Annotated in this window: 13 protein-coding genes and 1 tRNA gene; 7 read left to right on the forward strand and 7 right to left on the reverse strand. The window is 42.3% G+C overall.

The window, feature by feature from the left end; genetic code table 11:
• The first annotated feature begins 349 nt into the window (after positions 1-349).
• Both L2755_RS01405 and L2755_RS01410 read left to right on the forward strand, forming a co-directional pair.
• A complete protein-coding gene (locus tag L2755_RS01405; protein ID WP_248978957.1) occupies positions 350-1,171 on the forward strand; it encodes a GNAT family N-acetyltransferase in 822 nt (273 codons plus the stop codon).
• Between the two features lie 148 nt (positions 1,172-1,319).
• The gene (locus L2755_RS01410; protein ID WP_248978958.1) at positions 1,320-2,162 is read left to right on the forward strand and encodes a helix-turn-helix domain-containing protein; all 843 of its coding nucleotides are present in this window, start codon (positions 1,320-1,322) and stop codon (positions 2,160-2,162) included.
• Between the two features lie 31 nt (positions 2,163-2,193).
• Here L2755_RS01410 and L2755_RS01415 read toward each other — a convergent pair whose 3' ends face one another.
• On the reverse strand, positions 2,194-2,664 hold the full coding sequence (locus L2755_RS01415; protein WP_248978959.1) for a GNAT family N-acetyltransferase: 471 nt from the start codon (positions 2,662-2,664) through the stop codon (positions 2,194-2,196).
• A gap of 83 nt (positions 2,665-2,747) precedes the next feature.
• Positions 2,748-3,383, reverse strand: a complete 636-nt coding sequence (locus tag L2755_RS01420; protein WP_248978960.1) for a protein-disulfide isomerase — start codon at positions 3,381-3,383, stop codon at positions 2,748-2,750.
• Between the two features lie 376 nt (positions 3,384-3,759).
• Between L2755_RS01420 and L2755_RS01425 the strand changes: the two genes are divergently transcribed.
• Together L2755_RS01425 and L2755_RS01430 are read left to right on the forward strand one after the other, a co-directional pair.
• A complete protein-coding gene (locus L2755_RS01425) occupies positions 3,760-6,072 on the forward strand; it encodes a peptidase U32 family protein (protein WP_248978961.1) in 2,313 nt (770 codons plus the stop codon).
• 278 nt (positions 6,073-6,350) lie between these two features.
• Positions 6,351-8,741 carry a Lon protease family protein gene (locus L2755_RS01430; RefSeq protein ID WP_248978962.1) on the forward strand — a complete coding sequence of 797 codons (2,391 nt, stop codon included), beginning with the start codon at positions 6,351-6,353 and terminating at the stop codon, positions 8,739-8,741.
• Between the two features lie 59 nt (positions 8,742-8,800).
• Here L2755_RS01430 and L2755_RS01435 read toward each other — a convergent pair whose 3' ends face one another.
• Positions 8,801-9,721 carry a manganese-dependent inorganic pyrophosphatase gene (locus L2755_RS01435; protein WP_248978963.1) on the reverse strand — a complete coding sequence of 307 codons (921 nt, stop codon included), beginning with the start codon at positions 9,719-9,721 and terminating at the stop codon, positions 8,801-8,803.
• Positions 9,722-10,048: 327 nt separating this feature from the next.
• Between L2755_RS01435 and L2755_RS01440 the strand changes: the two genes are divergently transcribed.
• The 3 genes from L2755_RS01440 (at position 10,049) to L2755_RS01450 (ending at position 15,267) form a co-directional block, all read left to right on the forward strand.
• Positions 10,049-10,384, forward strand: coding sequence for a PBPRA1643 family SWIM/SEC-C metal-binding motif protein (locus L2755_RS01440; RefSeq protein ID WP_248978964.1), 336 nt, complete (start codon positions 10,049-10,051; stop codon positions 10,382-10,384).
• Between the two features lie 498 nt (positions 10,385-10,882).
• The gene (locus L2755_RS01445) at positions 10,883-12,073 is read left to right on the forward strand and encodes an efflux RND transporter periplasmic adaptor subunit (protein WP_248978965.1); all 1,191 of its coding nucleotides are present in this window, start codon (positions 10,883-10,885) and stop codon (positions 12,071-12,073) included.
• A 2-nt stretch (positions 12,074-12,075) separates the two neighbouring features.
• Positions 12,076-15,267: an efflux RND transporter permease subunit gene (locus tag L2755_RS01450; RefSeq protein ID WP_248978966.1), complete on the forward strand. Its 3,192-nt coding sequence runs from the start codon at positions 12,076-12,078 to the stop codon at positions 15,265-15,267.
• A gap of 207 nt (positions 15,268-15,474) precedes the next feature.
• On the opposite strand, the gene L2755_RS01455 is transcribed toward L2755_RS01450, so the two are convergent.
• The 4 genes from L2755_RS01455 to punC form a co-directional block, all read right to left on the reverse strand.
• Entirely contained in the window at positions 15,475-16,812 is a 1,338-nt protein-coding gene (locus tag L2755_RS01455) for a glycosyltransferase (RefSeq protein WP_248978967.1), read from the reverse strand.
• A gap of 384 nt (positions 16,813-17,196) precedes the next feature.
• Positions 17,197-18,834 (reverse strand): BCCT family transporter, encoded by a 1,638-nt coding sequence (locus L2755_RS01460; RefSeq protein ID WP_248978968.1) that lies wholly within the window; start codon positions 18,832-18,834, stop codon positions 17,197-17,199.
• Between the two features lie 733 nt (positions 18,835-19,567).
• Positions 19,568-19,658 (reverse strand) — tRNA-Ser (locus L2755_RS01465).
• Between the two features lie 89 nt (positions 19,659-19,747).
• The gene (punC, locus tag L2755_RS01470) at positions 19,748-20,992 is read right to left on the reverse strand and encodes a purine nucleoside transporter PunC (protein WP_248978969.1); all 1,245 of its coding nucleotides are present in this window, start codon (positions 20,990-20,992) and stop codon (positions 19,748-19,750) included.
• Positions 20,993-21,056 lie beyond the last annotated feature (64 nt).

A 21,056-nucleotide genomic window follows, 5' to 3' on the forward strand; every position in this document is an offset into this window, starting at 1 on the left:
CCTCGAACGGTATAGGGAAGACTTCGATACTGAAGTCATTTGCAGGTCTCTTTCTATGCTAGATTTACTATCTTCTACTAAGGACTGATTGTTGTCAGAATAGAGAGATAAATATGCACTTACATCAGTATAGTAAGTCTGTACTACGCCATAAGTGTAGTTGCTGGTTTAAATCCTGATAGATAAAAAGTTGTCGTATTTGTTCAATCTTATAACCGCCCTCTCCTCTACTCTTTAACTCATAGTTCCTCATCGCAATGCTTGAGTATTCACATCAAGGCAATTTTGACCGACATCTTTAAACAACGTTTTAGCAATCGAGTTCAAACACTTAAGTAGGTCATTAACCATGTTAGAGATAAAAAAAGTTGAATCACTGGTAAGCATCAGCGAGTTAAAAGGTCAGTTCTTTGCACTCGCTACAGCACCTCTTGACGGAATGTGGCACTTTGGTTTTGTACCCATGTCAGACCATTTCGGCTTTTATGAGGATCAAGCTTTGGTTGGCTATTGCTGTATCAACGCTGACCGCTATATGTTGCAGTACTATCTTTCACCTTTAGCTAAAACCCGTTCTCGAGAACTATTTACCCTTATTGCACAGCAAAACAGTGCGGTAATTGGCACAGTAAAAGGCGCATTTGTCAGCACTACAGAGCCTGAGTATCTATCATTATGTCTCGATAATTCTACTAAGTTTGTAGTGAACTCATTGATGTATCAACTAAGTACTGCGTCAATTACAAATTCTGATGTTGAAATTAATATGGCGCTAGCAACTCCAGAAATGTTAGTTCCGCTGGTCGCGTTTGCTGTTGAAAGTATTGGCGCACCTGAGCAGTGGCTTACTGGTTACTATTCAAATCTGATCCAAAGGCAAGAACTTTGGGTCTCTCTAAAAGGCGAGCACATTATTGCGACTGGCGAATGCCGAAAGTTTGATGACTATCAAACCGACTTTGTTGATTTGGGCATGATAGTGGCTAAAAATGAGCGTGGCCAAGGTATTGCGACCAAGGTACTTGGTTATCTTATCAATGTAGCAACACGGCAAGGGCTCAAGCCTATTTGCTCTACAGAGAGTGATAATGTAGGCGCGCAAAAAGCAATGGTTCGAGCAGGTTTAGTGTCAAATAACCGCCTTATACAAATTGAATTTATTCAAGATTGATTGTGGTTTATTTTGCAGTGAGTATAGGTTCACCATTGTTATGAATTATGGTCTTTGATTAAGCACTTTAATTAAGGACTCTGCAGGTTGCAGCCATTTACCTTATACTGGCTAAAACAATGTTTGATATAGCACCTCAGGTTTAACCATGCAGAGTTGGATACATTACCCAAAGAATGTAAAAGTGGCTAAATACATCAGTTGTTACTGGCTGATAGAGAAAACCACACTGCAAGACATTAATAACTTTCCAAAACTCAATCCTGATCCGGCAACTCAGCTGATCATTTGCCCGCAAAAGCAAGGTTACCATTATGACACCGCGCCCCAAGTATCAAGTGGCAGGGGGAGTCATTGGCTATTTCCTCAGCAGCAAACACTGCAGATAGATCATACTGAACGTTTTATATACCTAGGGGTAAAATTTCATGTAGGTGCACTCTACTCTCTCGATATTCCCGATTACAATCACCCTACCCTTAATCAGGCGGCAAGCGTCGATATGGCACAATTGCTTTCAGTCAGCAGTTTTCCTGCAGAGTCACTTTTACAAATTGGACGTCGCGATCCGTTAGTGTGTTGTGACAAGCTAGATGAGCTGTTTTTACCATGGTTAATTCATGCTAAAGAAGATCACCATAGTGACATCACGCATAAAGTGCTGCAGCTATTAGATTCAACACCAGTTTCAGAGCTCGGCGGCAAGCTGTTTTGCTCCCAAAGAACCTTAGAGCGCAGCTTTAACAGAGTGACTGGGTTAACGATGAAACAATGCCAGTCGATGAACAAACTGGAAGCGATGTTGGAGTACTTGTATCAGCGCGATGCGAGTGATATTGACTGGGTAGATGTGGCGTTTAAATTCGGCTTTAGCGACCAACCTCATCTCATTAGACAGCTTAAAAAACAAATTGGTTTAACGCCGAAACACTATGTTGAAGAAAGAGGCTTAACTATCGATATCTATGGTGGAGTGAGTTCTCGCGACTAGAAGCCTACGACGCTCTTAGATGACAAATGTGTCACTTAATCATATACAAGCAATCTTTTCGCGCTATAGCTTCGGGGTAGTCGCTTTTAACAAAGCCCAGCTTTTGATAGGTGTATATTGCTTGATGGTTGTGGGATAGCACGAACAATGAGCTTTGTTTCACATTCAGCGTTTTAAGCCCTTTGGCATTGAGTTGCTCGATAAGCATTTTGGCTAAGCCTTTACCTCGCCATTTTGGGCTAATGACAATTCTCGCCAAATGGCACCGATCCAGTCGCCTGTAATATTGACCAAAACCGATAAGTTGCTGTGCGTCTGATACTAATGCAAATGACGCCAATTTACTCAGTGATAAATCTTCGCTGAAAGATGTCAGACTATATGGGTACCTAAAGTTAGGGCCTGCCCAATCAAATACAGCTTGTTTGTCATGAAACCAAGTGAGCATCTCTTCAAGGTGCTGTTCCTTAGGGCACGTTAGCTGGGCGTTTATCGCTTGCATTATGGTTGCAGTCCTACTCATTTCACAATATTAGGCTTGTCTCAAAGTTTCGATGAGTGAGTCACAAGCCTTTCTATAGTGGGTTAGTCTAAGTTTTCAGCTTCTTGTCGCACTGTTTCAACAACCGTTTCAGGAGCTGACAAATGCTTCGAATGGTCAATGAAAATACCCTGATCATTAACGGTTATCAGTAGGACTGGAAATGATGTGGTACCGATAACTTCATATATTTCAGCAATCCCCGCAAGAGTTTGCTCTGCATCACCGATCAAGCCTTCTCTAAACACCTTATTTGAAGGTGATAATTTATGGCTATCAAAAATGGTACTGAAATCATGTTTATTGGTTAGCGGATTACCTTCAACAAAGTGGGCATGCTGCAACGCATTTAACACTGTCAGCATTTTCTCGGGTTGTTTGGTTTCTAACCAAGCCATTAGATTAGCGACTTTAGTTGCATCTTTGGGGCTGTTTGCATAACGAATATGCTCCCGACCAAACTTAACCTTCGAGAGTTTTTTTATGCTATCAACCTGATCAAGACCCGCACTATCGGTTCCATCAAAGTGACAGCAGTGTAAAAGGTGCAAATCCATTTTCGGGAAAGCTTCACTCAGCGCGTTGACGAGAGGAGTTGCTGCATAGCTCCAAGGGCAATGACTGTCATAAATAAAATACAGAGCAAGTTGGGCGTCGTTTAGTTTTGTATCGTTGTTCATTTACTTCAATCTTGATATTGATAAGTGAATGTTGATCCTAAGAGGTTTTTAACTTTATATCAATTGACCAAGCGCTTTAAAAGCCAATATTAGCCATTTTATTACCTAATATTGATTGATGAACTCGCTAGTCATCGACCGCAGGCCAATACCTAGCACTATCCCATCATCGATAGCAGCCACAAGATGGTGTCAAATCTATACCAAGGCGGACCAAAGGCGATCCACGTCATAGTTTAGCGATAAGTTAATCATGTTCCGTAGCCACGGGATTATGCAGCCTCTAAAATTGCGTATTTACACCGCTACTTCAAAATTGTGCATTGATTGCCAATTTGAATATCCTAGTCGTACATGTTTTAGGTTGAACTATATTGTGAGAAAAATTGAGTTGTTGGCACCGGGTGGTGATATTGAATCGATAAAAGCGGCTATCGTTGCTGGGGCTGACGCCGTTTATTGCGGTCTTGATAATTTTAATGCTCGAAAGCGCGCTGAAAACCTAAATTTTGAACAGCTGTGTGGATTATTGAGAGTCGCTCATCAGCATAACTGCGAACTATTTTTAACGCTGAATATTATTGTCTTAGAGCATGAACTCCCCGCGCTGTTTAAACTACTCAACCAACTGGTCAATACCGACATTGATGGCGTCATTGTACAAGATCTTGGTGTTTTTGAGATTATTTCTCGCTTTTACCCAAGTTTACCGGTTCATGCCTCGACCCAGTTAACGACGCATAATAGTGGACAGCTTGAATTTCTAAAGAAGATGGCAGCGACTAGAGCAAATTTGTCTAGAGAGTTGAACCTTAAAGAGATCACTGAGTTGTCGAGCACGGCTCATCAACTAGAGATGCTAACAGAAGTGTTTGTCCATGGTTCTAATTGCATTGGTTTTTCAGGGGTTTGCTATTTCAGTTCTGCCCATGGTGGAAATTCGGGCAACCGTGGTCGTTGCAGTCAGCCTTGCAGAGATCAATATCAACGCACCGATGTTGGCGCTGATTACCCGCTCAACATGAAAGACAATTCTGCTTTTGATGATCTTGAAGCCCTCATTAATGCCGGTGTTGATTCGTTAAAGGTTGAAGGCCGGATCAAGAAGTCTCATTACGTGCATAGTGTTATTAGCACCTGGCGTCAGCAACTGACCAAATTGCAACAGCAGCAAGCTTTATCAAAGGACAAAACTGCGCTATACACTGTGTTTAACCGCGATTTTACTAACGGTTATCTAACGGGAACCGTCGGTAAAGAGATGTATATCGATAACCCTAGAGATAACGCAGTCCAGCACTTTAGCGCATTAGAGTCCAATGGTGAAACTCCTGACGTTGACGTCATTAAAGTGGTAAAGCAACGTCTTTATGATGAGAAAACACTGATCATTGATTCGGTCACTGAGCAGATCAAAACGCTCGATATTAGCAAGCCTGAAATCGCACTAGACATTAGCGGCAGTATTGGTACACCGCTTATGATTAATGTCTTTATTGCGGTAAGTGACACCCCTGTTTTCAGTGTGTTATCAACTAGTTGCTTAACTACAGCAGATAAATATCATTTATCTGCTGAGGAGCTAACGAGTCGATTCGCGAGTCTAAATTCTTTCAAATACAGGTTAAAGGCGGTTAACTGCACTGATCTAGCGAGTGATATCCATCTTTCATTTAAGGAACTTACTCAGATGAAAACGGCCATAGTTGCCTTTTTAAACGGCAATAAAGCGCTGCCTAAGCCAATTGAGTTCAGTGAGATCCGTAAACAACGGCTCGCGATTAGAACCCAGCAAATACAAGATAAGGCTGCTAAATCAACTACATTATCTGTTTTGATTGGTAACCGAAAAGATCTCGCCTTATATCAACAACTAAAGCAGCAAAGTGAGACTGAAAACATTAGCTTCTATTATGCAGTACCCGACTCAATTGCCGCAGAACAACAGAAGTTAACGGCGCTGTTTAACGCAAACCCTGAACTGACGCCTTGGTTTGGTGCAATTGTACTGCAAAATGATTTTGTAGCAGTAGAGCTGCTGCTTAAGGATATTCCGCAAACGCTTATAGCCACCAACAATAGCGGTGTCGGACATACGGCACATAAGCTTGGGATCTCCTGGATTGCAGGACCCCACCTCAACACCAGTAACTCATTTAGTTTAGACAGTTTGAAAAAGGTCGGTTGCGTTGGGGCATTTATCTCTAATGAACTGAATGCCAAACAGATAAAGGCGATTAATCCGCCGAAGAATTTTAGTCTGCATTACAGTGCATTGCATCCGATATTACTGATGACGAGTCGCCAATGTTTGTTCTTACAATCATCAGGTTGCGATAAATCGATTATGGACAGTGAGTGCTTATCGGTTTGTAAAAAACATACAAGCATTACTAATGTCAAAAACATCGACTTTATCGTTGATAAAAAGAGGCGCGAGCACAATAACTTGTTCGGTGCCGAGCACTTTTTCAACCCGGAGATTATTGAGGCATTACCGAATAAATTTGCCCATATCTTGTTAGATCTGCGCACTATAGCAACACAGAGTCAATTTATTTGGCCAAAAGCAGATCTCGTTAGTGCTGTTAATCAATTACTGAACTCAGGTGCTACTCCAGAAAAAGTAAACGTTCTTTACCAGGCGCTTTCGGCTTCTACACGGGCTCAATATTTGAAAGGTTTATAAGGTCATTTTCAGCCTCTTTACTTTAGCCCCTGACACCTGGTTAATGTTTTGCGGCGAGTATCAATATAATCGTCTACTTTTTACACATGCTTAGACTGAATTACTCCAGAATAGAACATCAACTTTTGATTTTAAAAAATCATTAGGCCAATTTTGGCTACTTAAACAGCACTTGAGTCTGTATAGAGGGGATTTTACTCATTCTTATCAATTTTTTACGGATAAAAGCTATCTAACTGTATAGAGTGGAATTATTAACCGTCATAAGAGGAACGACTATGCCAATAACACCTCTCTGCAGTGACCAGCTATATAGAACCTCAAGACTTAATCAGCTTGCACCTACCTGTAAATCAACTAAGCATTTAGAGCCGCTAGACAAAATTGTCGGCCAAGAAAGAGCTCAGCAAGCTGTTGAATTCGCGCTGTCCATGAAAGAAAAAGGCTACAACATCTACGCATTAGGCCGTAATGGACTAGGCAAACGTACTATGGTGTTACGCCATCTTAGCCGTCAAAAAGAAAACTCAAATGGACGTACGCTTTTTGATTGGTGCTATGTCGTTAATTTTGACGATACCCGCAATCCTAAAGTGCTCAAGCTTCCTGCGGGGAGTGGACTCGAATTTAAAAAGCAGATCGAAAAACTGATGCTCAAATTGTCCAAGGGCCTGCCTTTGGCTTTTGATAATGAAATGTATTTTTCTCGTGCTGATAAACTGAAGAATCAGTTAGCGTCAAAGCAAGAAGAAGCGTTAGTGTCGCTGACAGAAGAAGCCAAAAAACAAAGCATTAGTTTATCTATTTCGCCCCAAGGTAATTATGAGTTAGTCGCCCTTGACGGTGAAGAGCCACATACAGAGGAAAGCTACTTAATGCTTTCGTCGAAAAAGCGAGACACACTGCAAACTGCCATTAGCTCACTAGAATCAAAACTTCGCACCATCGTAAGACAAATTACAGTATGGGAAGATGAGTACTCTGAAAAACAGCAAAAGCATGATGAACAAGTCGCCGAAGAAGTCTTGTCACTGGCCTTTACTAAGCTAAAAGAGAGTTATAAAGATCAAGCGAATGTGAAAGCTTATATAAAAGCGATGCATAAAGACATTTTGGACAACCTCGATATCTTTCTTGAAGAAAGTGAAGAGCAAGCTGCCCTCGCTTATGCATCTATGAGTAAGAAGATGCCAAGGCGTTACCAAATTAACGTGCTGGTTGCACAGGAGTCGCCCAATCAGCCGATAATTGTTGAAGAGACCCCCAATTACCACACTATTTTTGGTTACGTGGAAACAGCGACTTACAAGGGAACCGTTTTTACTGATTTCTCTTTGATCCGCCCTGGTAGTTTGCACAAAGCCAATGGCGGCGTATTGATGATAGATGCGGTTAAAGTGCTTGAACATCCCTATGTTTGGGATGGTCTTAAACGTGCATTGCGCTCTCGCAAGCTGAGTTTAACCTCTCTCGAGCGGGAAGTGACATTGTCTGGTGCAATTTCACTTGATCCTGAAGCGATACCGTTAGATGTAAAAATCATATTGTTTGGCGACTTCTCTACATACAAGCTATTGCAACAATATGACGCCGAGTTTACCGAGCTATTTAGAGTGACTGCGGACTTTGAAGATAGCATGCCGCGAACAGATGAATCTGAGAGCCACTATGCGCAGTTTATCTCTAGTATTGTCCACAGCAATAAGATGCTGCACTGCGACCGTAAAGCGATAGCCAGGATCATTGAGTTTAGCTCTCGTCAAGCCGACGATCAGAACTTACTCTCTTTGCACTCGGTTGATATTGCTAATTTGCTCAGAGAGGCAAATTACTGCGCGCGCAACGTCAATTCAAATATGATCCGCACCAGCCATGTTGAGCAGGCATTGATTAACAAAGAGCAGCGTATGTGTCGTGCTAAAGACGATTATATGCAAAGTTTCATTAACGGCACCACACTAATAACGACTGAAGGTAAGAAAACCGGCCAAGTAAATGCGCTATCAGTCATGTCGACCACTGATTATCAATTTGGCTCGCCGAGTCGTATTACCGCAACTACCTCTTTTGGTGAGGGACGTGTTTTTGATATCGAGCGCAAGGTTGAACTCAGCGGTAGTATTCACTCTAAAGGGGTGATGATTTTGACCGCGTATATTGCATCAATCTTGGGAAAAACAGACAAAATCCCCTTGTCGACTCATCTTACTTTTGAGCAATCCTATGGTGGCGTTGATGGTGATAGCGCCACGATGGCAGAGCTGTGTGCGATGTTGTCCTCTTTTGCTGACCAGCCACTTCGGCAGGATATTGCTATTACGGGTTCAATGAACCAGTTTGGTGAATCGCAGCCCATAGGCGGTGTAAATGAGAAAATCGAAGGTTTCTTTGATGTTTGTAAAATTAAAGGTCGCAAGAATAGCCAAGGTGTCATCATCCCAGCTGCCAATATTCATAATTTGATGTTGAGAGCCGACATTGTTGCTGCTGTTAAGAAAGGTAAGTTTCATATCTGGGCCATCGATCATGTAGATCAAGCCATTGAACTACTTACCGGGATTGAAGTGGGTAAAGCAGATAAGCAAGGCAACTATCACCCTAAAAGCTTACTGGGTAAGTCTCAGCTAAGGTTAAAGTCGCTTTACAAAAAAAATCGTAAATCTGAGTAATTGATTTACGATCAAAAAAGGCCGAACATTTGTTCGGCCTTTTTGCTTAACTTTTGAAGTTAAGCAAATACAGCTTGTAGTGGCGGTACCACTTGCTTCTTACGGCTAAGCACGCCATCAAGCCACACTTTACCGTCGCTTGATTGCTTATCAAAAGCAGATTCTATTATGGTTAAATCGTCACTGACGATAAGCACTTCTGAACCCTCTTTCATGATGTCGGTTAGCAGCAATAACACGCTATGGCGATTTCCTTCGGTTTTTAATGCTGCAATGTCAGCAGCTAAACCGGCTTTGATATCGTCAAATACTGCTAAGTCAATCACTTCAAGCTGGCCAATACCGACTAAGTTACCATTCATATTGAAGTCTTTAAAATCACGTAGTACAAGATCACGTGCTGGCGTGCCTTCGACTGCAGACTTAACCCTAAACATATCCATGCCAAGTTCTTTAAAGTCTTCAATACCGGCTATTTCAGCGAGCGCTTCAACACACTTAATATCGGCGGTAGTACAGGTTGGTGATTTAAAGATGACGGTATCACTTAGGATGGCACACATCATAATGCCAGCAATCCCTTTTGGGATCTCGACATTATAAAAATCATACATCATTTTAATAATGGTGTTGCTGCAGCCTACTGGGCGGATCCAACATTCAAGCGGTGTCGATGTGGTGAGATCACCCAATTTATGGTGATCAACAATACCGACAATCGTCGCTTCGGCAATATCATCTGGTGCTTGGGTCAGCTCTGAATGATCGACAATATACACCTCTTCGCCAGCGTAGCTCATCTTAAGTTCTGGTGCATCAAACCCAAATTTGTCTAAAATAAACGCCGTTTCAGGTGATAGTTGACCTAAACGAGAAGCAATAGAGGCTTCTCCAATTTGGTTTCTTAGATGTGCTAGTGCGATTGCACCACAAATTGAATCTGAATCTGGGATTTTGTGGCCCACGACATAAACTGGCATAAATTACGCTCTCCTTTAATTTTCGGCGATTTTAACAAACTTTTTGCTAATGCGGAATTAGCAAAAAGGTCGAATACGTCGTCCATACCCCAATATACTCCTTTTTAAGCCAATCTACCTAGCCGAGCGCTTGGTGTAAGAGTTTTACGGGTGCAGTTGAACTGCGCAACATCAGAACGAAAGTTTGCGGTAATTGCGATACATTGCTCAAAATAGACCTTAAAATACCGAATTTAGCTGCAGTTAAGCGCTGTATCTATCAAAAAGCACTGTTTTGCTGTATAAGCATGCGTCCTATTACACTTTTTACATTAGAGCTTGGTAACGATGTCAGACAAATTTTTTTTTAAAGGTCGCAAAAACCCTAAACCGAAACATGAAAGTTACGGATTCAACACTAAACGTGTAGCCAAGCTTGGTACCGACGTAAACCCTCTTGTTTTATCGGTTCAAAGTGAACAGCGCCTTGAAGAGATAAACCTGTTACTGTCTGATAATCAACTTGTTGGTAAGGTCACAATTGACACTTCAATAGAAGAAAACGTCATCGATTTGATGGGCATTCTTAATAAACCGGTAACGACCCGTATTGAAAAACAGCCTAATCGAAATGAACCTTGTCCATGCGGTAGTGGTAAAAAATATAAGAAGTGCTGTGTCTAATCCAAGCAACGAAGCTATTTAGTGACGCTCTTTTTAACGATAAATAGTGTTATTGGTGAAGGATGTAACGTCCTTCGCTCTCTTTATTGTTTATCACGACGATAGAACCAATCCCCGCTACAACGCTTGTTTTAACCGCCGTCAGTCTTGCTACCATTTTGTGTGTTACATTTTTGAGCATTTAAAACTGCCATTGACACAGTTGCCATGCCGCATAAAAAACCACATAGAGCCTAAGCGCAAGCTCAGCACTTTTCTGTATGTGCCTGTAATGATTGGCTATTGTATATCATCTGTTTTAATTAAAGCAAAGGTAAGTCAAAATCGCTCTATTAATAGTGTGGATCCTCGAAACACAAGTTTACATAATCCCCCTGTTACATTTCTCTACATCTATTAACATACAGTCAAACTAATAGTTAGATTTTGTTTAACCATTTGAGTTGTCGGTTAGAAAAGTGATGAGTGTTGGGCTCGCTTCAACAAGAGGATGTGTTCGTGGCTACAAAAAAACAGATAATTTTACCCGTGGTAGTAATAGCAATTGGTGTTGCAGGATTCTTTGGCATGGCAGCACTTAAAAAACCACCAGAAGAGAAAGCAGAAATAGATACAACACCTTTAGTTTCTGTACAGACCGTCGAAATTAAACCAATGGATTTTTCAGTCAACTCTTATGGTGTCGTTGCCGCTAAGTATGAAACTGAACTTGTGTCTCAGGTTAATGGCGAAATTGTATTCCTATCCGAAAAGTTTGTTCGCGGTGGATTCGTTAAAAAAGGCGATGTATTAGCTAAAATAGACCCTAGTGATTATGACGCTGCTCTAATTGATGCACAGGCCAGTATGGCATCAGCACGAGCCACTCTAGTGCAAGAAAAAGCCTTCGGTAAAGTTGCTGAAGCTGAATGGAAACGCATTAAAGATGGTGTTCCGACTGAACTCAGCCTGCGTAAACCACAATTAGCCCAAGAGATTGCCAAACTAAACTCCTCTGAAGCAGGCCTTAAACGTGCCAAACGTAATGTAGAGCGCACGGTGATTAAGGCGCCCTATGATGCGCTTATTGAAGCGCGCAATATCGGTCTGGGTTCCTATGTCAGCATGGGTAGCAAAGTTGGTAAGGTGTTAAGCACTGATGATGCTGAGATAAGACTGCCTATCGCAGACAAAGAGCTGCAGTTTTTGCATGATAAAGGCAAATACGCAGAAGTTTTGCTTAAAGGCCAGTTCGCCGGAAAGCCTCAAGTCTGGAAAGCGAAAATAGTTCGCAGCGAAGGGGTTATTGATAGCCGTAGTCGCATGACCTATCTGGTTGCCGAGGTTTCAGATCCATACGGGCTAAATTCAGATACCAATGAACTTCGATATGGAACGTATGTTACCGCCAGTATTGAAGGGCTGCATGCTGGTCAAGTTACTGAAGTCGCGCGTCATCTAGTGATTAATAATCAAGTCGCTGTTTTGGATGATGACAACAAGCTGAGATATAAAGATGTCAACATTGTTCGCCAAATCGGCTCGAAAGTCATCATCACAGATGGTTTAGATGCTGGAATGAATCTGATTACTTCAGCGCTTGATTATCCGATTGAGGGGATGCAGCTAGCACTGCCTAAGGAAAAGTCACTAGACAATGACGATTCTGATCCACAACCGACGCAGATAGCGATGGGCGAAAAGGAATAGTCATGATTGATACCAATAAAGGCATTATTGCCTGGTTTGCTCGCAACAGTGTTGCCGCAAACCTGCTAATGATCATTATTTTGTTAGGTGGTTTGCTCACCGCAAATACCATCCGCAAACAGTTTTTCCCCGCAGTAGAGATTAATTGGCTTGAATTTAATGCGGTCTACCCTGGCGCCGCTCCGCAAGAAGTAGAGGAAGGGATAACCATTAAGATTGAGGAAGCGCTTGAGAGCGTTCAAGGTCTTAAACGTGTCATAACCTACTCAAACCGTAATGCGTCATCTGGTTATTTCCGCATTGAAGATTCATACGATCCGCAAGTGGTACTTGAAGAGGTAAAATCAGAGATTGATTCAATTTCGAGTTTTCCCGACGGCATGGAACGACCGAAAGTCGAACGTATTAAGCTTCGACAAGAGGTGATGTACGTCAGCCTCTATGGCGACTTGAATAAACGCCAACTTAAAGATCTGGGCGAGAAAATCCATGATGAGTTAATGCAACTTCCCAAAGTTAACATTACTGAATTTTATGGTGGATTGGGTTATGAAATAGCCATCGAAGTCAGTAAGGACAGGCTTCGAGAGTTTGGACTTAGCTTTAATGATGTGGCTGCGGCGGTACGTGGATATTCTCGTAATATGTCTGCTGGGCAAATTCGAGCTGAGAACGGTTATATTAACCTGCGTGTACAAAACCAAGCGTATGTTGGCTATGAGTTTGAAAGCTTACCGTTAATTACCTTAGAAGATGGCTCAACGCTCCTATTAGGTGATGTGGCCACTGTCATAGATGGTTTTCAGGAAGGGATCCAATACTCTAAGTTTAACGGTAAAAACTCAGTAACCTTCTTTATCGGCGCAGCTAACGATCAAAGCTTGACTGACGTTGCAGATGTGGTGAAAGGTTATATCGCAGAAAAGAAGTTAGAGTTACCACAAGGCGTAAAGTTAGAGCCTTGGGTCGATATGACCTATTATCTTGAAGGTCGTTTGAATTTGATGCTAGACAGCATGAAAAGTGGTGCTGTGTTGGTATTTATTCTACTGGCGTTATTCTTAAGGGTTAGGTTAGCGTTTTGGGTGATGATGGGTTTACCTGTTTGTTTCCTTGGCACGCTACTCTTTATGCCTATGGGCATGATTGATGTCACCATTAACGTTATTAGTCTATTTGCCTTTATTCTGGTGCTGGGTATTGTCGTCGATGACGCCATTGTCATGGGAGAAAGTGCCCACGCAGAATGCGAAGAAAAAGGGCAAAGCCTCGATAATGTAATTCGAGGCGTTAAACGTGTCGCAATGCCAGCGACTTTTGGTGTGTTAACCACCATTGCCGCTTTCTTGCCTATCACCCTCGATGATGGTCCCTCCTCTGCTTTTGGGCAAGCCATTGGTTTTGTGGTGATTTTGTGCCTAATATTTTCATTAGTAGAGTCAAAACTGATTTTGCCGGCGCATTTAGCCCGCATGAAACCGCCAAAAGTGATTCAGCCAGGGTCCAAAAATCCATTAGATTGGCTGCGTATTGTGGTCAACTTTCTGCAGAAGAAAGTCGATACAGGTCTTAAGATCCTAATCACACAATACTACCGCCCCTCTTTAGAACTTGCGGTTAAGTATCGCTACACAGTGATTATGATCTTTATCAGCTTAATCATGATCTGTGCTGGTTTATATGCTGGTGGATTGGTGCGCTTTATTGGTCAGCCTAAGATCCCCCATGACTTTCCTCGCATCACGTTTGAGATGAACATTGATGCATCAGAGAGTGCGACACTAAGTGCCGCCCTTGAAATTGAAAAAGCACTACGCAGCGTCGATAAGGATTTAGAAGAGCAGTACGGTCAGAAAATGATCTCTGACATGCAGGTAGAGCTTAGAGGGCGTACATCAGCCCAAGTGATGACTAAGCTTGTTGATCCAGAAATTCGCCCAATGGATACTTTTGCAGTCGCAGAACTTTGGCGACAAAGTATGCCGTTAATCCCGGGTATGAAGTCATTTACGATTCGAGATAACCTATTTGGTGGTGGTCGAGATGATGGTGATATTAGCTTTAGGCTCGAAGGTAAGGATGATGTTCAGCTCATTGCTGCCGCTAAGGAGCTAAAAGCTAAACTCAATAGCCTAAAAGGCGTTGGTGATGTTAACGACAGTCGCCAATCAAGTGCTAAAGAGGTTCAATTTGAACTTAAGCCATTAGCAAATAGCTTAGGCTTAACCTTAGCGGATATCGCCAGCCAAGTAGCTAACGGCTTCTATGGTCTCGAAGCCCAGCGTATTTTACGTAACGGCGAAGAGATTAAAGTGATGCTTCGTTATCCTGAAGAGCAACGTAATTCTATTGCTCAGGTATCTGATGTATTGATTAAGACGCCACAAGGCGCTGAAATACCCTTATCGGAAGTGGCGAACATCATCATCACCGATGGCGTTAACAGTATTCGCCGTGAGAATGGTAATCGTACCATCAACGTTTGGGGTTCTGTTGATGCAGACCAAGCTGAACCATTTAAGTTAGCCAAAGATGTTCGTGATAACTTCTTGCCTGAGTTACTGGCTAAGTATCCTAGGGTTAAAAGTGAGGTGTCAGGCAACATTCAGGAGCAACTTGATAGCGCCGATACGCAGTTAAGAGATTTCCTTATCTCTATGCTAGTGATCTATAGCCTACTTGCAGTGCCTTTAAAGTCATATGCACAGCCTATCATGATCATGTCAGTGATCCCGTTTGGTGTAATAGGTTCGGTATTAGGCCACATGTTGTTGGGGCTCGATCTCAGTGCCCTTTCGGTGTTCGGTATTATTGCCGCTGCGGGTGTGGTGGTGAACGACTCCTTGGTGATGGTGGATTACATCAATAAATCGAGAGAGTCCGGAACGGCGATGAAGCGTGCTGTCCTTGAAGCGGGTTGTCGACGCTTTCGAGCGATTATGCTGACATCACTAACGACCTTTATCGGCCTAGTACCGATCATGGCTGAAACCAGCATGCAGGCGCAGATGGTCATTCCGATGGCAGTATCACTTGCCTTTGGTGTCTTGTTCGCGACGGTCGTTACCTTGGTGCTTATCCCTTGCCTTTACGTGACTATCGAAGATATCAAACGCTTGGTTGGCAGTAAGTCACGGGTTGAAGAGCCCATTGAAGAACAGGATTTCACCCAACCTGTACTTCAAAACAGTTAACTGTCAGAGCAAAGACAATAGTATTGATCAGGCGTTAGCCTATCTAAAAAGCCCGCTAGCTTTCGTTAGCGGGCTTTTTAATGTTAGAGCAGTATAGTGATGACCGTCCTCTCGACTAACTATCGCCGCTCGTTCTGTCTGCACCCCATTTAATCGCTTTACTTAAGCCTGGACTCTGACTATGGCAGACATCATTATTATCTTTTCTTAAAATTTGCCGATGTCTTGTAATAAATTGTCACACTGGCTATAAATACTAAATTTCGACGTGGCATAATCATATGCAAGCTGCCCTTTCGTTTTTTTCCAATCTTCGGAAAATGCCTTTTTAATTTCACGATATAACGCATCTTCAAGTTCCACCCCTTCACACTCTGGAATTAAACTTCCAACTTCAGCTGTCACAAAGTCTTTTGGACCGCCAGATCTAACACCAATCACAGGAGTACCACACCCTAGGCATTCAATTAAAACCAAACCAAAGGGCTCATTTCTGGAAGGATATACACCAATATCTGCAATTGAATTTATTGCAGCTATCTGAGATTGCGGTAGAGGACCTAGAAAATAGGTCTGCTTAAGCGCTAACTTTTCATAGGCCATTTGATGATAAGTCTTAATAGAGGCAGCTGGACCCGATCCAATAATCAATGTGGTTACATCAAACTCCTCTTCGTATCTTTTGGCAGCCCCAAGAACAGTCTCTAGTCTTTTCCAGTCGGCAAATTTTCCACAAAATACAACAACTTTATCTGCAGTGGTTTTAATTGAATCAGGACATCCTTTACTGACTATATTGGTAAGCTTAAGGGTGGATAAAAAGCTCGCTCGATTGCTAAATAGTGACTTGTCCTGCTTAAAAATATCACTTGAATAACCATTTTGAGACAACACTAGTCTCTCTCTTGGGTACTCCTCATAGAGTTCTAAGAACTTCTCTAATTGTTCATTTGATATTGTGGCACAAACATCTATTTTACTTGCCTTACCAAAAATGCCTTCGTTTATCATAAAACTAAAAAATCTTAATGGATACTCGGGGTCGATACCTTTTTTCTCATGGGAAAACATCTTTAAAGCGGTGCCATGAACGAAACATACTAGCTTAAAAGGGGCCTTTCCCTGTTCCATCCATTTCTCTTTTATTCTAGTCATAACCAATGGATTTAAAAAACTATGGTGAGCAATAACAGTAGTGATAGCTATGCCTTCTCGTTGCTCTGCCGCAAGCATTGCCTTCTCTGTTGAATCCATCAAGTAAACGATGTACTTATCAAATACCTCTTCCGTCATAGAGTGAAAGCGATAAGAACTAACGGGAGAGATGGATTCACAGATCGGCACTTCATGATCAAGCTTAAGGATTGACACCAGTGGATCATCACTCGTTTGATGAGAGGACGGGTATACCGAATAGCACACCGTATCTTTCATATTGTTATAAACATTATGATGAGACTCATGCAAAATCCCAGAACCTGGTGCAAATTCACCTTCCCGCTGCCAGTTGTTTGTACCTAACTGAAAAATAAAGTTTTTAGACATCTCAAATCCTTGTGATAAATCACTTAAATATCCTTTATGCCATTATAGCTCTAAATTTTGATGATGAACTTAAGTCGTCATTATTAGCGTTTTCGACTGTGGTGCAGGGATAGTTGGTTCTAATCGAAAGGAACCCGAGGGCTTTTATTCGGACATACGAAAAGCCCCTGGAAAGTAAAGATAGGCTAGGTGTTGGCACCGGACGGATACGTTGTCCTCACTATGGCTGGCCAGATTTAATGTTGAAATGTAGCGAACTAAGCTAAAAATATCGCGCGGTTAATGCGGTTTAAATAGGGTAACAAGCAATGAAAAGCTCGGTATCAGTTGACCTGATACCGAGCTTTTTTAGATACTTAAAAAATTTTGAAAAAATCTTATCGATTAAGGCGCATCTACCGATAAGTTTTGAGCAGAGTTTTTATTGGACTCCACCGTTGTTTCAGTTGCTGATCCATTCGTTGTTTCGAGGTTATCCGCCGTGCTAGCAAGTTCTTGATGCAGGGATTTATACAAACCCCATGTCGTTAATATCAGCACCACCGAATAAGGTAACGCGGCAACAATCGAGGCAGTTTGCAGGGCTTTTAGGCCGCCGGCTAGCAATAAGACTCCAGCAACAGCGCCAATTGATATGCCCCAGAAAATACGATAGCGTGTTGGTGGATGCTCTTCACCCATGGACAACAAAGTACAGATAACCAAGGTAGCAGAATCAGCCGAGGTCACAAAATAAGTCACCAATAACAAGGTACAAATAGACGCACCTAGTAATGTTAAAACCGTGCCTAAGTCCATTAATTCAATCGTGGTAAATAAAGCGATGGTAATATCTTTGTTTACCGCCTCTACCACACCGCCGCCACCAAATAGCTCAAGGAAAATAGCGGTGTTGCCGAATGTAGAAATCCAGAAGGTTGCTAATAACGTCGGTGCCAGTAACACCCCTAATACAAACTCTTTAATGGTGCGGCCTTTAGAGATACGAGCGATAAACATGCCAACAAACGGTGCCCATGCAATCCACCACCCCCAGTAAAAGATTGTCCACCATCCTTGCCATTGACCTTTAGGATCTGGGTCAACCCAAAAACCTAATGCAATGGTATTTTCGAGATAATCGCCGATGTTGGTGACAAATGATCCTAATAAGTATGCCGTTGGACCGAAGATTAAGAAGAAAGCCAAAATCACACCCGTCAGCTTCATGTTGAATTCACTGAGTAACTTAATGCCTTTGTTAACGCCACTGAGCACAGATAAGGTCGCCAAAACTGAGATGGCAGCGATCAAAACAACCTGATTAGTGGTAGAAATGCCCATGCCAAACAAGTAATTCAGTCCGGCGTTCATTTGCTGCGCCCCAAGCCCTAACGATGTCGCGATGCCAAAAACAGTACCGAATACCGCCAATAAGTCAGCAGTATGGCCGATTGGACCATAAATACGATCACCAAAAATAGGGTATAAACCTGAGCGAACCGACAGCGGCAGACCTTTGCGGTAACTGAAATAAGCTAATGCCAGACCCGAAATCGCAAACAAGCCCCAGCCGTGCAGTCCCCAGTGAAAGAAGCTAATGCGCATCGCCACTTGTGCCGATTCGACCGATAAGGCCTGACCTTCAGTAATAAATGGGTTGCTTTGAAAATGATAAATCGGTTCGGCGATGCTCCAAAACAAAATGCCGATGCCAATACCAGCGCCAAACAGCATTGAGAACCAAGAGAAAAAGCTATATTCAGGCTTTTCATTATCTTTACCGAGTCGGATATTACCGTAACGACTAAAAATAGTGTAAATGGCCAGAAACAGAAATACGTTAACTAGCCCAACATAATACCACGCTAGATCAGTGGCGATAAAAGACTTTGCGGCGCTATAAATTGAGTCCGCATATGCAGGATCTATGATGGTAAATAGCACAAAAGCGAAAACCAGCAAGGCCGAGCCAATGGCCATGACCGGGTTAACACCGGAAAATAATCCGCTGCTGTTGTTCATATTAGGGATATTATTCATGAGGGGTTCCTGTAGCAGCCAATACAGTCGGCGACGAATGCTCATCGACAAAAGATATCAGAGTTAAAACATTATTATTTTCTATTTTCATTCTCCTTCGGTTAGGTTATAGAGCATCAGCTATCGAGTGACTAAATTCTGAAATAAAGTTAAACAATGACCAAAAATCGATACCAGTGCATATTGTGCAAGAGTGTAAATGATCACAACCAATAAAAATCATCCCATAGAGGCATTGTGCCTAATTAAACTGAACCTTTGCCCATAAAGACGATTAGATCACTCTAATGAACGCTCATCTTGGGTGTCCATGGGAAAACTAACATAACATTGTCGACAGGAACCAATAGGCGCTGGTCAATCCTTGTTCGGTGACGTTTTGGATCGACGAAGGAGCTATTTCAAACCGGTACAGTAAAACACGCCACGGCGGTCGCGATAGAGGACATAGCTACAGCTATCATGGGATTCAAATTTTTGGATTGACTCTAGGAGCCTGTGAGGGCTTTTCTAATGTGGCGCAGTGATAGCTGGCTTTAATCGAAAGGAACTCTGGGGTTCTATCGCTCACGTACGAAAAAGCCCCTGCATTTCTGCTGGGGCTTCATCTTAATGTGGCGGAGGGATTGCTGGCTTTAAATAATAGGAACCTAGGGTTCAGTCCGGCCATTTTTATACACAAAAAATAGAAAGCAAAAAGCCCGATATCTTTCGATATCGGGCTTTTCTAATGTGGCGGAGAGATAGGGATTTGAACCCTAGATGGGCTACAAACCCATGCCGGTTTTCAAGACCGGTGCATTCGACCACTCTGCCATCTCTCCGAACGCCGCGAATAATATAGCGCTCGATTAATCTTGTAAAGGCTTAATTATAGATTTTTGTGTACTTGGTCAATTACACTGCAGATTGCTTACTTTTGCTCTTGATCCACACCGATTCTAGCGGGATCAGGGAAAACAAAGTTTTTATTAACCTCTGTCCAAGTCTTGTAGTTACGAAGCTTAAAGCCAGCAAAGACAATAAATGAACAAAGCATTATTCCCCAGCCTATCGCCAGTTCGCCTTTACTAGCCCAAATAGCCACTATGCTTGATGCACCAAATGATAAGCTAATTTGGATGAAGTTTTGTAGCCCGGCGGCTTTTGCTGCATTTTTAGAAAATTGCTGCAACGCACCATTCACTACTATCGGATAGATAGCACCGTTACATGCCGCTAATATTGAAAATGCTGCAAGTAATGGGAAAATCGATAACCCTTTAATTAGAATAGTAACTAACACGATGGTAAATACACTTAGGCCAAATACACTTAGCAGTACTTTTAACGCCGTTTCAGAGCCAGACTTACGAATTAGAGTCTTACTCCCATAGCCGCCTAAAATAAACATTAACGTTTGTGGAATAAAGCTAAGACCGATGGCTGTGGCATCGAACCCATGTTGCTCCATTACCATTGGCCAAACGGTAAGGTAGGAGAAAAATGCGCCAGAACACGCACCAAATATAATAACGTTACCCAAATATTTGGTATTTTTTAAAATAGAAAGGTAGCTGATCTCACTCTTATGCTCCACTAAAGCTTTAGTTTCGCTTGGCACGAAGCAAACTGTTAAAGCAATCATGGCAACAGCTAAACAAGTTAACGTAACAAAGATACTTTCCCAACCGAATGATTGCAGTATGAATGCACCAGCTATCGGCGCTAACGCAGGTGAAAGTGCAACCAAAGGCATGATATTGGAGAAAACATTTTGTGCTTTCGTCGAGTCATATTTCTCAATCACAATGGCTTGCCAGATAACCCCAGCGGAGCAAGCGCCGATGGCTTGTACAAAGCGTGAGATATTAAACACCAACATCGACTCACTCGTCGCCAGTGAAAGACTGGCGAGCGTGAATACCACTAAGCCAAAAATAAGTGCATTTCGCTTACCGAAGCGTTCTACTATCGGGCCATAAATAAGTTGGCCCAATGCGAGTCCGGCTAAGAAAAATGTTAATGACATAGCCACTTGTGATGGTGATGTTGCCATTGTGTCTTCAATTGCTTTGAAAGCAGGCAAATACATATCGGTGGCGATGAATCCAAGCATGCTTAGTAGCGCGAGATAGGATAGAAATATATAGTATTTAGCGTTCATTAGAGATTTCATAAGTTAAAAATTAGAATTTGATTAATTAGGCTGCGCAGTGTAAACACTTGCTAAATCGCTGTGA

Origin of the sequence: Shewanella abyssi (genome assembly GCF_023284025.1) — a bacterium.
Lineage (GTDB): Bacteria > Pseudomonadota > Gammaproteobacteria > Enterobacterales > Shewanellaceae > Shewanella > Shewanella abyssi.